Below are 14,202 nucleotides of genomic sequence, written 5' to 3'. Positions count from 1 at the left end.
TCACTTTTCTTTTTTCTTGTACATGGCAAGCATGCGTTGCGTTACGAGGAAGCCGCCGAAGATGTTGACGGATGCAAGCACCAGGGCGATGAAGCCGAAACCGGTCGCAAGCCCGCTTGCGGAGATCCCCACCGCAAGTAGCGCCCCGACGACGATCACCGACGAGATTGCGTTGGTGACGGCCATGAGCGGTGTGTGCAGGGCCGGTGTCACCGACCATACAACGTAGTAGCCGACGAAGATCGCCAGCACGAAAATTGCGAAGCGGAAAACGAACGGATCGATCATTCCGCCGGTTGCCCCGTGGGCGGCAGCACCCGCGGCGTCTGCCACCTCAGGCAGTTCGGAAACGGCCTTGACGACTGCTTCGGTTGCAGATTCAAGGTTGTCCAGCGCCTTGTCGACTGCGGAATTTGCCATCATGCATCTCCCTTTGCATCATCGGCACCGCCGAAATTCGGGTGCACAATCTTGCCGCCATGGGTCAGCATGGTGGCTTTCACGAGTTCGTCCTCGGGATCGATCGCAAGCGATTTGTCTTCTTTGTTGATCAGCGTTTCGAGGAAGGACAAAAGGTTTTTGGCGTAGAGCTGCGACGCGCTGGCGGCAATGCGGCCGGGCACATTGTTGTATCCGATCACACGCACACCCTCGACCTCGGCGATCTCTCCGGCTTTCGCGCCCTCGACATTGCCGCCGCGCTCAACTGCAAGATCAACGCATATCGAACCGGGTTTCATGGATTTGAGCATTTTTTTGCTCACCAGCTTCGGCGCCGGGCGGCCCGGAATGAGTGCCGTGGTGATGACAATGTCCTGCTTGGCTATGTGGTCGGCGACGAGCGCAGCCTGCTTTGCCTGATATTCCTTGGACATTTCCTTGGCGTAGCCGCCGGCTGTCTCAGCCGCCTTGAATTCCTCGTCTTCAACCGCAATGAATTTGCCGCCGAGCGAAGCCACTTGCTCCTTGGCGGCCGGCCGGACATCGGTTGCCGAGACAACGGCCCCCAGACGCCTTCCCGTTGCAATGGCCTGCAAGCCGGCAACACCCGCGCCCATGACAAAGATCTTTGCCGCAGGAACCGTTCCGGCGGCCGTCATCATCATCGGCATGGCGCGATCGAATTCGTGCGCGGCATCGATAACCGCCTGATAACCGGCGAGGTTTGCCTGTGAAGACAAAACGTCCATGACCTGCGCACGCGTAATACGCGGCATCAACTCCATGGCAAATGTTGAAAGCCCGGCCTTGGCAAGCGCTGCAAGCGCCTTGTCATTGCCGTAAGGGTCCATGATCGCAATGACCGCCGCACCCTTCTTGTAGTTCTTGATTTCCGCATCGCTTGGCCGCCTTACCCTGAGCACGACGTCGGCCGTTTTCGCTCCGGTCGCGGCACTCAGCTTTGCGCCCACTTCGGCATAGGCTTCATCGGGTATCTGCGAACCGGCACCAGCGCCCTTTTGCACGACGACTTCCAGGCCGAGCGCAATGAGCTTTTTCACCGAATCTACGGATGCGGCAACGCGGGATTCGTCGGAATGGGTCTCTTTTGCAATGAAAACAGTGCTGGCCACACTTCACTCCTCATGGTCTGGAATCGCGCCGCGATGGTGACCGCCGCGACAATGCGGCAGGGGCGCGTCTCAAATCGGTCGCTGAAGTTCTACCTCAGAAAGTAGAACCCGATTGCGAAAAGGATGATTGTCAGGAGCGTAGCGCTGATGAAGCCGGCGGCCGTGAAAAACCCGACTGCCATGCCGATCATGATGACGATGCAGCCCAGCGTTCCGAATTTGGCAAGCGACAGGAACATTTTGTAGGTTTTTTCGTGTTCCGCGTAGTCCATGTCGGCGCCCGTTTCGACGGGTCCGGTATTTTGTTCGGCCATAAAGATACTCCCCTGCCCAGCCGGCGGTGTCCGAATTATCGTGCGGACATTCCCTCAAATCCAATTGCATTCCACACCGGAAACACAATTCTCCGGACAGGCAATTGACATATCTGCATCGAATACACAATGCAGCCCGGCAGGGCAAGTCGTCACAGGCGCTCAGGCCGCCTGAAGGTAACGGGCCGTGGGTCGGATGGTCAGCGGCATGGTGCCCAGCTCATCCGGCGATGCGAACATCATGCGCTGTTCAAAGGGCTGCGACCGGAAGAACGGGTAGCGCCGATACACTTTTGGAAGTTCGTTCGGCACGTCGGCAGCCAAAAGCGAAAAGTCGATATCGTAACCCTTGCAATTCAATAGCGGACCCGCAACCTGCTTGGAGCCGAAGACGCGGCGATAAAAGGCAGTGTGTCGTGGCGGGACAAATGACAGGCAACGGTCGGCATCGAAATACTCGATTGCCATCGTTGCGATGCGAAGCGTCAGATAAGGCAGCGAGGGCAGATCGTCGAAAACATCCGGATCGGACGCGTGACGTACCGGATCGATAAGCGTCATGCCGGCATCCAAAAAGGCATCGACCTCTTTGGGAAAAAGATTGCGTGACGGACAGTCTCTATGATCCGGTGTTACGTGATGAATGCGAAGCGTGCTGATCAGTTGCTCGTCGCAATAGATCCCAAATACATACGCTTGCGGATCGAAATCCGCATCGTCGACAAACAGGCCATTGTTGGAGGGCACATGCATCTTGGCCCTTTTGTAGGCCTTGCTCCGCAAGCTGGATACATCCTCGAAATCTTCCGCACTTATAATCCGGCGATACTCAATCCTGTCCATTACGTCGAACAACTTACTGTTGAAGCTGGACATGCCGTTTGTCGGTGTCATTTTCCGCCCCTGACACTGGTTAACAATTGTTTAACGGTAGCGGAACAATTGGAATTATTAAAGTTAAATCAATATGGATCGGCCGTTAACTTGATATTAAGGTTAACAGCGGTCGGCGGCTCAAAACTGACGCCCCTCCCAAATATGCACCTGGCAGCGGCGATGAAGGTTTATTGTGACTTGGAAAGTATAGGTTTAGAGCCGGTTGCCTGAAAATTCGCGGCCAGCCGTCACTTTAAACGTTCTGCAGGAAGAAATAGAAAGGCAAACGATCCGGGCGTCACACCTTAGCCGGCGAGCGCGTAATTCGGCTTTGCTGTCAGGCTCGTGACGGTCCGACCGGACTCGACCGCGTCGCTGAACTGGCTCAACAGACGGTCGAACCTTACCTGTGAATCGAGAAACGGCGCATGGCCGGCTTCTTCGAATATGATGGCGCGTCCAGCAAACAGAGAAGCTCCGGTTATGGACTGTACGTAATTGCTGCGGGCTATCGGGTCCTGCGCGCCCTGCAGCAGACAAACTGGTGTTTGCGATGTTTCAACGCGTTCTTTATGGCCCCGGCCGGAACTGCTCATGACACTTCTGGAAAGGCACGGGCGCATTTTTTCATCTGTGCGCATCAGCGTTTCCACAAACTCACCCTGCCGCATGCCGTTCAAACAGGTCCGCTCAAAATGCTCGGCGTCGGATCGCGAGAACTTTGCCTTGGAGATCAACAGCAGGTTTTTCGATATATGCAGCGAACGAACTATCCCAAGCGGGCCGCCAACAGCCGGTGGCGCACCAAAAGCCATCACGCCCTTGACCTGCGGAACCGTATCAAGCATTTCGTATGCGACATGCCCGCCCAGCGACCAGCCAACCACAATACAACGATCAATACCCAGTTTTCGGATGAATGCGGTGACGGCTCTGGCCAATCCCTCATAAGTATAAGTAGCCTTCGGGTCCGCGGCATTCGGAGACGCGCCATGTCCCGGAAGGTCGACGGCTATCAGCCTGTGATCCGCCAGATATGGGCTGGTAAACTGCTGTTTGAAAACTTCCTTGGAAAATCCGGAACCGTGCAGAAAGACGATAGTCATCCTGTCTCCAGCCCGCTCTATGTAGGAAAGCGCACCTTCATCGCTGTGATCGACTATTGGCGTCTTCGGTTCCAAGTTCATTCTCCTGCCAGTGATTGGCATACGGATTTCTGCTATTTGCCAATATTAGCCATCACGGCTTAAAAAAAGCCTAAGCTTGCAAGATTCATTTTATTCGCTAGATAGGTTGCCAGTTTGACAGACGAGCCAATTTTTTCTATCTGCGGTTGAAGCCAAGCTGGGATGCAGGAGGGGGTTGAAACGTGTTGCTGGACGGAATCATTTGCTTGACAGCCTTGGGAATCCTAGGCTCGCATGTCTGGTCGATGCGATATCATTTTGATGTCGACCTGAAACAGATGCCCAAGGGCATGAACATGTTATCGATGCTGGTCCTGGCCAGCCTGTTGTTCATGATATTCCTTACTTTTATCGGCACACAACCGCTCACACCTCAGTTGATCGGACTGATCATGCTGATCGCCAGCGCCGGCCTGTTTTGGTTAACGATACGTGAATCAGCCCGAGCGAATCTTCTTGCGGCATTTGATGAAAAGCTGCCTGGCAGCTTGCTGCGGACCGGACCCTACGCCTATGTCCGCCACCCGTTCTACACGTCCTACCTGTTGCTATGGACCGGTTGGGCCATATCGACCTGGAACATCTGGGCACTGGTACCGCTGACCGGGATTGTGGTCGCTTACTGGGTCGCTGCGCGTGGTGAAGAACGAAAATTCGCCTCAACGGCAATGGCGGAAGAGTATGCAAGCTACGCTGCTACAACCGGCAGGTTCTTTCCAAAAATCATAGGCCGGACATAAATAATCGAATATGGACGGGATTCGTCTGCGCCACCGGCCATCATTTTGGTATTGTGTTCCCCGACGCATTGAATTGACTTGTGCCTTGTCCTCACTTGGAACCGGCAGCCAATATCGCCGCGTGGCCCATGCCTGCGGACATGCCCGATGTCAGTTCTGAAATACCGCTGCTCGGCATGGGCATTCCAAAGATAAAGCCCTGTATGAGATCAGCGCTGTTGGTCGAGCGGATCAGCTCGAGCTGCTCCTCGGTCTCGACGCCTTCGACGACAATCTCCAGGCCAAGCTCGCGCGAGAGGTGCACAACACCCTTCAGTAGTTTGAGCGTCCGCTCGTCATTTGTAATGTCCGATACGAAGGAGCGGTCGATCTTGATCTTGTTGAGCGGCAGGACATTGAGATAGCTCAGGCTCGAATAGCCGGTACCAAAATCGTCAATTGCGATGGTCACGCCCTTGGCGCGCAACTCCCGCAGGATGGCCTTGGCCTTGGCTGCGTCCTGGACAAAAGCGCTTTCCGTAACTTCGACCTGGAGGCGCTTTGCGTCGAGGCCGGCAGCATCAAGCGCCTCCGTCACCATGGTGACAATGTCCTTGTTGCGCAGGTCATTGGCTGAGAGATTGACGGAAACGGCGGCGCCGTTTTTCCAGCCGGCACAGTCGCGACATGCAACCTGCAGCATGTGCCGGGTCAATTCACCCACAATGCCCATTTCTTCGGCAAGCGGAATGTAGACCGCTGGCGACACGGCGCCGAATTCAGGATGGAACCAGCGTGAAAGCGCCTCGCAGCAGGCAACCTGTATGGTATCTGCCGTGAACATCGGCTGATAGACGACAGTGAATGATTTTTCGCGTACGGCGTCACGCAGCGCTGTTTTCAGCTTTTGACGCTTGGTGTATTTCTCGTCCATTTCCTCAGCGAAAATGACCCAGCTGTCCTTTTCGTGATGCTTGGTTTCGTAAAGCGCCAGATCAGCCTTGATCTGCAGGTCGTCGAGCTTGAAATCGGCTTTTGATCCGATGACGACGCCGGCGCTCAGGCTCACAAAAAGCTTGTTGCCGTTAATAAGATACGTGCCGCGCAGCGTTTCAAACAGCTGCGACATGATTTCGTCGACATGGTTGGTATCTTTGACATCGCGGATGAACAAGACAAATTCATCGCCTCCAAACCGCGACAGCGTCATGCTTTCATCAGCCATGCCGGCCAGCCGCGCCGATATGGCACACAGTAGTCGGTCGCCGGTCATGTGCCCGTTTGTGTCGTTGACATGTTTGAAGTCGTCGAGATCGACAACGGCCAACGCAAATTTCTCGTCGTCACGCATATTGCGAACGGCATTTTCGACGATCTCGGAAAAATAGCCGCGATTCGACAGACCTGTCAGGCTGTCGTAGCGAGCCATATGGACAATTTTTTCTTCGGCCTTGATGCGCGCCGTCACATCTTCGAAGATGAGAACAACGCCGTCGCTCTTGCGACGCTTTGCACTGAATTCGAGATAGAGTTCGTCGGTAAAATACACCAGCGCTCGCGACTCATCACCGTCGATCAGCGACTTGAGCTGCCGCTGGATAATTTTGGCGCGACCGGGCGTAATGACGCCTCTGCGTACCCCGTATCTGAGAACGGCCATCAGCGAATGGTCGCGCAGCATGTCCCGGCTGGGAGCGGTCAGTAGCTCGGCAGCCTTCTTGTTGGCAACGACGATGCGGCTGTTTTCGTCGAGCATGAACAGCCCGTGAGGCATATTATTGAGCGCAGCGTTGAACCGGTCGGCGATGAGGGCGATCTCACGGCGACTGAGCACGTTCTCGTAAAGGAACTCCCGAACGCCATTGGCCATGGAAATAGTGGTAACCGCAAGCGGCAGGACCAGCAGCGCGAGAACCACCATATATATATTGCCGACCAGAAGCAGGCTGATCATGATCGGCAGGCAGGCTGCAAGGGTCACGACGTAGACGGTGATTTTAGTGCCGAAATTCCGCCCGACGACCGAAACCATCAAACTCAAGGTGACGGACAAAACAGCAATTTCCGCGAACGTGTCGCGCGTGACCAGAAATGCGTAGCCGCACATCACACCGAGCAGAAAGGCGGTCATCCCGCCTCCGACGATGGACATCCGTTCCCACCAGGCAATCGTCGCTCGATCGTCTGTCGAAAACCGGACCCGGTCAAAGCGGGTCATCGAATAAAAACGCACCATCCAGTTCGCGAGGATCGCGCAGCCGAACGCTATATAGGCAGGGTCTCTGACTTTGATGTAGAGCAATATGCTAACGGTAACGTGCGCTACCATGCCGGCGCGCAGCGTCATTCGATTTCCGTAAAGCGAACGAACAAACGACAGATAAACGTCTGTCGGTATTTGCCCCTGCTGATTTTCGCCCATTAACACCAATCCTTTGCGGGTGCTATGAGACGTACCCCAAAAGCCTTAAAGAAGGTTTTAGAAAAATTAAACTAGAGATTGCAATTTTAGTGTGGCCCGACCTAAACAGCAGGTTGCAGGCTCGAAGGTGAGTTTCGGTATCGAATGTGTTGGTAAACCGTTGCTTACTCTGCAGCCTGGGATATCACCTTTGCGCCACTTACAAACGCATCTTTCAGGGTCGTCAGTTCGCTTTCAGCTATGTCTATATTCTGCTGCTTTACGTGTCCAAAGCCGCGTATGTGCTGCGGATAACTCAACAGCGCAACGGCCGCTTCGTAGTTGTCGCGCGTGATCTTTTTGCAAACCTCGTCAATGAGCCTTTCATAATCCGCGAGTAGCCGGCGCTCGGCGCGCCGCTCGGATTGATAGGAAAAGACGTCGAACATCGAGCCGCGCAGGCTGCGCAGCGATGCAAGGACTGGAAACACCTTCATCATGAACGGTCCGAATGTGCGTTTATGCAGATGACCGTTTTCATCCCGTTTTGACAGCACAGGCGGCGCCATATGAAATTCCAGCCTGTCCCAGTCTTCGAATTGATCCTTCAGCTGCGCCAGGAAACTACCGTCACTGTACAGGCGCGCCACCTCGTATTCGTCCTTGACCGCCATCAGCTTGAACAGATTTCGTGCGGCCGTATCGGTCAGTGCCGCGGCTTTTCCGGCGAGCTTTTCATCGGCTGCCCGAACCCTGTTGATCACGCGTGCGAACCGGTCCGCATACGCCCTGTTCTGATAGGCGGTCAAAAAACGGTGCCTGCGGTCGATGGCCTCGTCAGGGGTTTGCGAAAGCTGCTGTGCCCTGCTCGGCTGGTGAACCGCGTCCATCAGGTCGCGAACCGTCTGCGGATCCTGCGCGGCGCGGCGTCCCCAGCGAAACGCGCCGATATTCATTTCGGTCGCTTGTCCGTTCAACCCGATAGCGTGTTCAACCGCCTCGGCCGAAACCGGCAAACCGCCGCGCTGGCAGGCAATACCCAGCATGAACATGTTGGCCGCAATGGCGTTGCCGAACAGCGCCGTTGCAGCCCTAGTGCCATCGAAATAGATCGTCTGATCTTCCCCGGCGGAATTGAGGATCGTTCTCTTCAAGCGCTCGACCGGCAGTGAGAAATCGGCATTGCGGGCAAAGTCCCCCGGCATGATTTCTGCCGTGTTGGCAACGAACAGCGTTTCGCCCTCTCGCACGGATGCGAGCACCTTGCGCGAACCGGAAACCACCAGATCGCAACCGAGGATGAGATCGGCCTTGCCGGCGGGAACGCGAATGGCGGTGATATCTTCAGGTTGCGCCGAAATGCGCACATGGGAAAAGACTGCGCCGCCCTTTTGCGCTAGCCCCGCCATGTCGATCATCCCGCAGCCCTTGCCTTCCAGATGCGCGGCCATTCCCAATACGGCGCCGATCGTGACGACACCCGTTCCACCAACCCCGGTAATGACGCAGGCCCATCCGTCGTCGGGCAACGCTACCGGCGCATCCGGCACGCCGTCGAGCGGATCACTGCTGTGTGCAATCCCGCCGGCTTTTCTGATCTTGCCGCCGTGAACGCTGACAAAAGACGGACAGAACCCTTCGACACAGGAAAAATCCTTGTTGCAGCTCGACTGGTCGATCCGGCGCTTGCGGCCGAATTCGGTCTCGACCGGCTGCACCGAGACACAGTTGGACTGAACGCCGCAATCGCCGCATCCCTCGCACACAAGCTCGTTGATGACGACGCGTCGGTCCGGGTCGGGATATGTGCCACGCTTTCTGCGGCGGCGCTTTTCCGCTGCACAGGTCTGGTCGTACAGCAGGACGGTTACCCCTTCGATGTCCCGCAGCTCGCGCTGAACGGCATCCATTTCGGAGCGGTGGTGAAATGTTGCGCGTGCCGGCCAGTCCATTCCGGACGGGTATTTGTCAGGTTCGTCTGAAACGATGGCGATGCGCTCCACGCCCTCGGCACGAACCTGGCGGGCTATGGCATCGACAGTCAGCCCGCCTTCATGATGCTGCCCGCCGGTCATGGCCACGGCATCGTTATAGAGGATTTTGTAGGTGACATTCGCGCGTGCGGCGAGAGCAAATCGCAGCGCCAATATGCCGGAATGGTTGTACGTGCCGTCACCAAGGTTCTGGAATATGTGTCCGGTCTGGCTAAAGGGCTGCTGACCGACCCATTGAGCACCCTCACCGCCCATCTGGGTGAAACCCTGCGTGTTGCGGTCCATCCAGATGGCCATGAAATGGCAACCGATGCCGGCCGCGGCCTTTGATCCCTCGGGCACTTTGGTCGAGCTGTTGTGCGGGCAACCGGAGCAGAAATAGGGCGTGCGCACCGCAACATCCGAAATATCCGTCAGCATTGCCTGAAACTGGCGGATTCGTTTGACGCGGTGGTCAATCTCCTCGGAATGGCCGATCACACGCAATATGCGCTCGCCAAGAGCCACGGAAATATCGTTGGGATCGAGTGCACCCTTGGCCGGAAACAGCCAGTTATTATGCTCGTCACGCTTGCCGACGACAATCGGCTGATGCGCCGTTCCGTAGAGTTCCTCGCGGAGCTGCGTCTCGATAAGCGATCGTTTTTCCTCAACGACAATCACCATCTCGAGGCCGGCGACGAATTCCCGGAAATCCTCGAACCCGAGCGGCCAGGGCGCCGCAATTTTCATCAGCCGCACACCGAGCCGGTTTGCTTCCTCCTCATCAATCCCCAGATCGGAAAGGCTCTGGCGCACATCGAGATAGCTCTTGCCGACGCTGATGATGCCGATCTTTGCACCGGCACCTCCCGTCCATACGATCCGGTTGAGGCCGTTGGCGCGGATAAAGGCACTGACTGCGGATTTCTTGTATTCGTGCAGGCGCGCTTCCTGGCCAAGCATATCCATTTCCCCCAGGCGGATATTCAGCCCGCCAGGCGGCATGTCGAACTCGGGATAGACGATGTTGAGCCGGTCGAGACCGGCTTCGACGGAACTGGTCGATTCGATGTTGTCCTTGACGCATTTCAGCGCCGTCCAGGTTCCGGCAAAGCGAGACAGGGCAAATCCATAAAGTCCGTAATCGATTATTTCCTGAACCCCGGCCGGATTGAGGATCGGAATCATGGTGTCGACGAACAGAAACTCCGTCTGATGGGCATTGGTTGACGATTCCGCCGTATGATCGTCGCCCATGAGTGCAAGGACGCCGCCATGTTTGGAGCTCCCGGCAAGATTGGCATGCCTGAATACATCGCCTGACCGGTCAACGCCGGGCCCCTTTCCGTACCAGATGGAAAAGACACCGTCATATTTGCCGTTGCCGTCGAGCTCGGCCTGCTGTGTTCCCCAGCAAGCCGTTGCGGCAAGCTCTTCATTGATGCCCGGTTGAAAGACGACATCGCTTGCCTGAAGCAGGTTTTGGGCATGAAAGAGCTGCATATCAAGGCCGCCAAGGGGAGACCCGCGATAGCCTGATACAAAGCCCGCCGTGTTCAGTCCTGCCCTGCGGTCAAGCTCCTTTTGCATGAGCAGCAGCCGGACAATCGCCTGTGTACCGGTTACAAAAATCCGGTTCTTTGTCAGATCAAACTTGTCGTCCAGCGTGACGTCATGCAGTGTCATCCAGTCCTCCGCGGCACAGGCTTGAAATGGCCGGTGCCGATCCGTTGTTCGGCAGTAAGGCGCCTATTTTGATTTTCCATTGCAGTGCGTCAAATGAATTCGATTGTGCACCGCAGTGGATTGCGGCCAAAGGATGCATTCATGCGCCGGACGGCCTGAATGCGATAGATTGTTGCGGTGCACATGACCGGCCGCGGATCTGACCCAGGCCGCCCGCCCGATAATTACAGACGTCCGGCCCGCTGCTGCAGCATCAAAAACGCATCCTGGGCATATTCCGACATCTGGAACCAGAGATAGGCGTCGCGGCGGTAGCCCATATAGGAATCGTGCAGCGTTTTGAAATCCGCGTTCTCGGCCGAAATCTCGGCATAGGTTTCTTCGGCCGCATTGAAGCATGCGGTCATGATGTCGTGCGAATAGGGCCGCAAAACGGTTCCGTATTGAATGAGGGCGTTGAGCGTCGGCGGATTGAGAGTGTCATATCGGGCCGTCATCACCGAATTGGCGAGCGCCGAGGCACTCCGGATCGCCGCCTGATAGGATTTGGGCAGCGCGTCCCACTTTTCAAGATTGATCAGGTTCATCAGCGCGACGCCGCCTTCCCACCAGCCTGGGTAATAGTAGTATTTCGCCACGCGGTTCAGACCGAGTTTTTCGTCGTCATAGGGACCGACAAATTCGGCCGCATCGATCTTGCCGGTTTCAAGCGCCTTGTAGATTTCCTCTGCCGGAAGGTTCCGCGGCTCCACGCCGATCTTTTCAATGATCCTGCCGCCGAAACCGCCAATCCGGAACTTCAATCCCCGTAGATCGTCCAGCGAGTTGATTTCACGGCGAAACCAGCCGCCCATCTGCGCGCCGGTATTGCCGGTCGGAAATCCGATAATGCCGAATTTACTGTAGAATTTGTTCAGGAGCTCGAGACCGTCACCCTCGTATAACCAGGCGTTCATCATGCGCTGGTTGAGGCCGAAGGGAACCCCGGTACCGAATGCAAATGCAGGGTCTGTCTCCCAAAAGTAGTTTGACGCGGTGCTTGCCATCTCGACTGTCCCGTCCCGCACGGCTTCGAGCCCCTCGAGCGCGCCGGCAATTTCGCCGGCCGGATGGACCTGAATATCGAATTTTCCATCCGTTGCTGCACGCACGGATTCGGCAAAAATGACCGCACTGCCGTAAATCGTATCAAGCAGTTTCGGATAGCCCGAAGTAAGGCGCCATTTGATGCTTGGCATCTCCTGCGCCACCGCCGGCGCCGCAAGCGTCACTGACGCAGCTGCGCCGGTGCCTGCCGCACCCGCCCTCTTGATGAATGAGCGACGGTCCATAATCATCCTCCCGTTGGAAATTGCGAGCGGCCATATCACTTGGAAAAAAGCCGGATAAGTCGTTTTCAGACTACACTTTGTCATTGCTCATGCAAATGATTTGCATAGATTTTTCGGCTTCGCCGGTTCCCGTTTTCGTGACCGCGATCGGGATCGAAGGCGACAGTTTTGCCAGTGAATCGCACAAGTATGTGAAGGGTCTGCAACTCAATGGTTTGCAAGTAAATCCCGATGCACTAAATAGCGCCAGACACCATCGAAATCGGGAGCCGTCATGACAAGGGCCATAATCGCCATTCCAGCCGACACGCGAGAAATGGACGGCTATGTCTGGCATGCAAGTCCCGACCAATATGCCACAGCCGCGCTCAAGGCTGCCGATGTGCTTCCGATGATCGTGCCGGCATTCGCTTCAGACCTGTGGGGCGATGGCGACATGGACGCCGTTTTGAACCGTGTCGATGGTGTGATGATCAGCGGCGCGCGCAGCAATGTCAGCCCGACACTTTACGGCGAAGCGGAAAACGCAGAAAACGGCCCTTACGATCCGGCCCGCGATGCGACGAGCCTGCCGCTGATCCGCCGTTCGCTGGAGCACGGAATCCCGCTTCTGGCGATCTGCCGCGGCATTCAGGAACTGAACGTCGCGCTTGGCGGAACACTTGCGACTGAAATCCAGGACTTGCCCGGCAATCTCGATCATCGCCGGCCGGAAAGCGATGATGCTGATGTCCGTTTCGGCATCCGCCAGGAGATATTCATGGAACCGGACAGCTGTCTGATTGGCGTTCTGGGCGGGGAAACGGCGAAAGTGAACTCTCTGCACCGGCAGGCCATAGGCGAACTGGCACCGGGCCTGAGCGTCGAGGCGCGAACCGAGGATGGTGTCATTGAGGCCGTGACGGTTGACGGCGCCAGGGCTTTTGCCGTCGGTGTCCAGTGGCACCCGGAATATTGGGCGCAATCGGACAATCCCTCAAAGCGTCTATTCGAAGCATTTGGCGATGCGGTGCGGGACCATGCGGCGAGCAAACGCCGGTGGAACTCTATTTGAGCGGTGACGTCGACTGACGAATGCGCATTTCCGGCCGGATGAGGTGCAGGCCGTCCGGATCGGACGAGCCGTTAAGCTTGTCGAGCAAAGCCCGTGCGGCCATGCGTCCAACCTCCGCCTGTCCGTTCCACACGGTTGTCAGCGAAGGCGTTGCGATTGAAGCCTCTTCCAGATCGTCATAGCCGGTTACCGAAATATCCTTGCCCGGCACAAGACCGGCACGAGCAATGCCGTTCATCAGGCCAATGGCGACAAGATCGTTCCAGCAAACGGCTGCCGTTGGTTTTTGCGGCAGTGAGAGGAAATTGACCGCAGCCTCGAAACCCGCCTGCTTTGTACGCGGTCCGGGAATGCGCAAGTCAGGATCGACATCGATATTGGCCTTTTCAAGCGCCTGCACATAACCCTGATAACGGTGACGGCCCGTCGATGTCTGGTCGGTACCGCCAACCATGGCGATACAACGATGACCAAGGCCAATCAGATGGTTTGTCGCCAGCGCGATGCCAAAGGCATCATCGCCGCGATAAGTCGGCAGGCTCACATTGTCGACCGACCGTGCGATGAGGATTGCCGGCATACCGTTGTCTTCGGCAAGTTTTATGTCTTCCCTTGGCGTGCCGATGGCAGGCGACATGATAACGCCGTCGCCACCGAGCTGCAGCAGCGTTTCGATGAAATTGCGCTGCTTGTCGACCGAATCGTAGTGATTGGACAAAATGAATGTCTGCCGGTTGCGATCAAGCTCGCCCTCGATGGCGCGCAGGATCTCCGCATAAAAGGGGTTCATGATGTCATGAACGACAACACCGATAATTCCGGAGCGCGAGGTTCGAAGGCTGGCGGCACGGCGGTTGTAGATATAACCCAGAGCCTGTGCCTGCTCCTTTATCTTCTCACGTGTCGTATCGGCAACGAGTGGACTGTCACGCAGTGCGAGCGAAACCGTTGCGGTTGAAAGACCCAGCGAGTCCGCAATCGTCGAAAGTTTGACCTTCTGGCCCAAGTAAAACACCCCTCGGCAATCCGGCCGGGCACATCGCCGCGTCCGCGTTTGACCATTTTGCCTGTTTTAAATTGAAAA

11 protein-coding genes are annotated in these 14,202 nt (G+C 56.3%); 2 read left to right on the top strand and 9 right to left on the bottom strand.

Annotation, left to right across the window (positions count from 1 at the left end):
- The 5 genes from ABVT35_RS17520 to ABVT35_RS17500 all read right to left on the bottom strand — a co-directional run bounded on the left by ABVT35_RS17520 (position 1) and on the right by ABVT35_RS17500 (position 3,945).
- Positions 1 to 420, bottom strand: a complete 420-nt coding sequence (locus tag ABVT35_RS17520) for a proton-translocating transhydrogenase family protein (RefSeq protein ID WP_368468031.1) — start codon at positions 418 to 420, stop codon at positions 1 to 3.
- Complete coding sequence (locus ABVT35_RS17515) at positions 420 to 1,574, bottom strand: Re/Si-specific NAD(P)(+) transhydrogenase subunit alpha (RefSeq protein ID WP_368468030.1); 1,155 nt, start codon at positions 1,572 to 1,574, stop codon at positions 420 to 422. The genes ABVT35_RS17520 and ABVT35_RS17515 overlap by 1 nt, the downstream gene beginning before the upstream one ends.
- Before the next feature lie 89 nt (positions 1,575 to 1,663).
- Positions 1,664 to 1,888: an aa3-type cytochrome c oxidase subunit IV gene (locus tag ABVT35_RS17510; RefSeq protein ID WP_368468029.1), complete on the bottom strand. Its 225-nt coding sequence runs from the start codon at positions 1,886 to 1,888 to the stop codon at positions 1,664 to 1,666.
- A 162-nt stretch (positions 1,889 to 2,050) separates the two neighbouring features.
- On the bottom strand, positions 2,051 to 2,782 hold the full coding sequence (locus tag ABVT35_RS17505; RefSeq protein WP_368468027.1) for a hypothetical protein: 732 nt from the start codon (positions 2,780 to 2,782) through the stop codon (positions 2,051 to 2,053).
- A gap of 287 nt (positions 2,783 to 3,069) precedes the next feature.
- Entirely contained in the window at positions 3,070 to 3,945 is an 876-nt protein-coding gene (locus ABVT35_RS17500) for an alpha/beta fold hydrolase (RefSeq protein WP_368468026.1), read from the bottom strand.
- 212 nt (positions 3,946 to 4,157) lie between these two features.
- Here ABVT35_RS17500 and ABVT35_RS17495 point away from each other — a divergent pair, with 212 nt between their 5' ends.
- The gene (locus ABVT35_RS17495) at positions 4,158 to 4,691 is read left to right on the top strand and encodes an isoprenylcysteine carboxylmethyltransferase family protein (protein WP_368468025.1); all 534 of its coding nucleotides are present in this window, start codon (positions 4,158 to 4,160) and stop codon (positions 4,689 to 4,691) included.
- A gap of 91 nt (positions 4,692 to 4,782) precedes the next feature.
- Here ABVT35_RS17495 and ABVT35_RS17490 read toward each other — a convergent pair whose 3' ends face one another.
- The 3 genes from ABVT35_RS17490 to ABVT35_RS17480 form a co-directional block, all read right to left on the bottom strand.
- On the bottom strand, positions 4,783 to 7,092 hold the full coding sequence (locus ABVT35_RS17490; RefSeq protein WP_368468024.1) for a putative bifunctional diguanylate cyclase/phosphodiesterase: 2,310 nt from the start codon (positions 7,090 to 7,092) through the stop codon (positions 4,783 to 4,785).
- A 164-nt stretch (positions 7,093 to 7,256) separates the two neighbouring features.
- Positions 7,257 to 10,733: an indolepyruvate ferredoxin oxidoreductase family protein gene (locus ABVT35_RS17485; RefSeq protein ID WP_368468023.1), complete on the bottom strand. Its 3,477-nt coding sequence runs from the start codon at positions 10,731 to 10,733 to the stop codon at positions 7,257 to 7,259.
- A 224-nt stretch (positions 10,734 to 10,957) separates the two neighbouring features.
- Entirely contained in the window at positions 10,958 to 12,064 is a 1,107-nt protein-coding gene (locus ABVT35_RS17480) for a TRAP transporter substrate-binding protein (protein WP_368468022.1), read from the bottom strand.
- Positions 12,065 to 12,338: 274 nt separating this feature from the next.
- On the opposite strand from ABVT35_RS17480, the gene ABVT35_RS17475 reads away from it, so the two are divergent.
- A complete protein-coding gene (locus tag ABVT35_RS17475; RefSeq protein WP_368468020.1) occupies positions 12,339 to 13,118 on the top strand; it encodes a gamma-glutamyl-gamma-aminobutyrate hydrolase family protein in 780 nt (259 codons plus the stop codon).
- On the opposite strand, the gene ABVT35_RS17470 is transcribed toward ABVT35_RS17475, so the two are convergent.
- The gene (locus ABVT35_RS17470; protein ID WP_368468019.1) at positions 13,111 to 14,124 is read right to left on the bottom strand and encodes a LacI family DNA-binding transcriptional regulator; all 1,014 of its coding nucleotides are present in this window, start codon (positions 14,122 to 14,124) and stop codon (positions 13,111 to 13,113) included. The genes ABVT35_RS17475 and ABVT35_RS17470 overlap by 8 nt on opposite strands.
- Positions 14,125 to 14,202 lie beyond the last annotated feature (78 nt).

The sequence above is a fragment of the Hoeflea sp. TYP-13 genome (assembly GCF_040932035.1).
Taxonomy (GTDB): domain Bacteria; phylum Pseudomonadota; class Alphaproteobacteria; order Rhizobiales; family Rhizobiaceae; genus Hoeflea_A.
Note: the sequence above shows the minus strand (reverse complement) of the source record. Positions and strands in the feature narration are given on the sequence as shown.

Bases quoted from the DNA above. Each gene is read 5' to 3' on its own strand.
- ABVT35_RS17505 (WP_368468027.1), bottom strand. From the start codon at position 2,782: ATGACACCGACAAACGGCATGTCCAGCTTCAACAGTAAGTTGTTCGAC.
- ABVT35_RS17510 (WP_368468029.1), bottom strand. From the start codon at position 1,888: ATGGCCGAACAAAATACCGGACCCGTCGAAACGGGCGCCGACATGGAC.
- ABVT35_RS17490 (WP_368468024.1), bottom strand. From the start codon at position 7,092: ATGGGCGAAAATCAGCAGGGGCAAATACCGACAGACGTTTATCTGTCG.
- ABVT35_RS17480 (WP_368468022.1), bottom strand. From the start codon at position 12,064: ATGGACCGTCGCTCATTCATCAAGAGGGCGGGTGCGGCAGGCACCGGC.
- ABVT35_RS17475 (WP_368468020.1), top strand. From the start codon at position 12,339: ATGACAAGGGCCATAATCGCCATTCCAGCCGACACGCGAGAAATGGAC.
- ABVT35_RS17520 (WP_368468031.1), bottom strand. From the start codon at position 420: ATGGCAAATTCCGCAGTCGACAAGGCGCTGGACAACCTTGAATCTGCA.
- ABVT35_RS17485 (WP_368468023.1), bottom strand. From the start codon at position 10,733: ATGACACTGCATGACGTCACGCTGGACGACAAGTTTGATCTGACAAAG.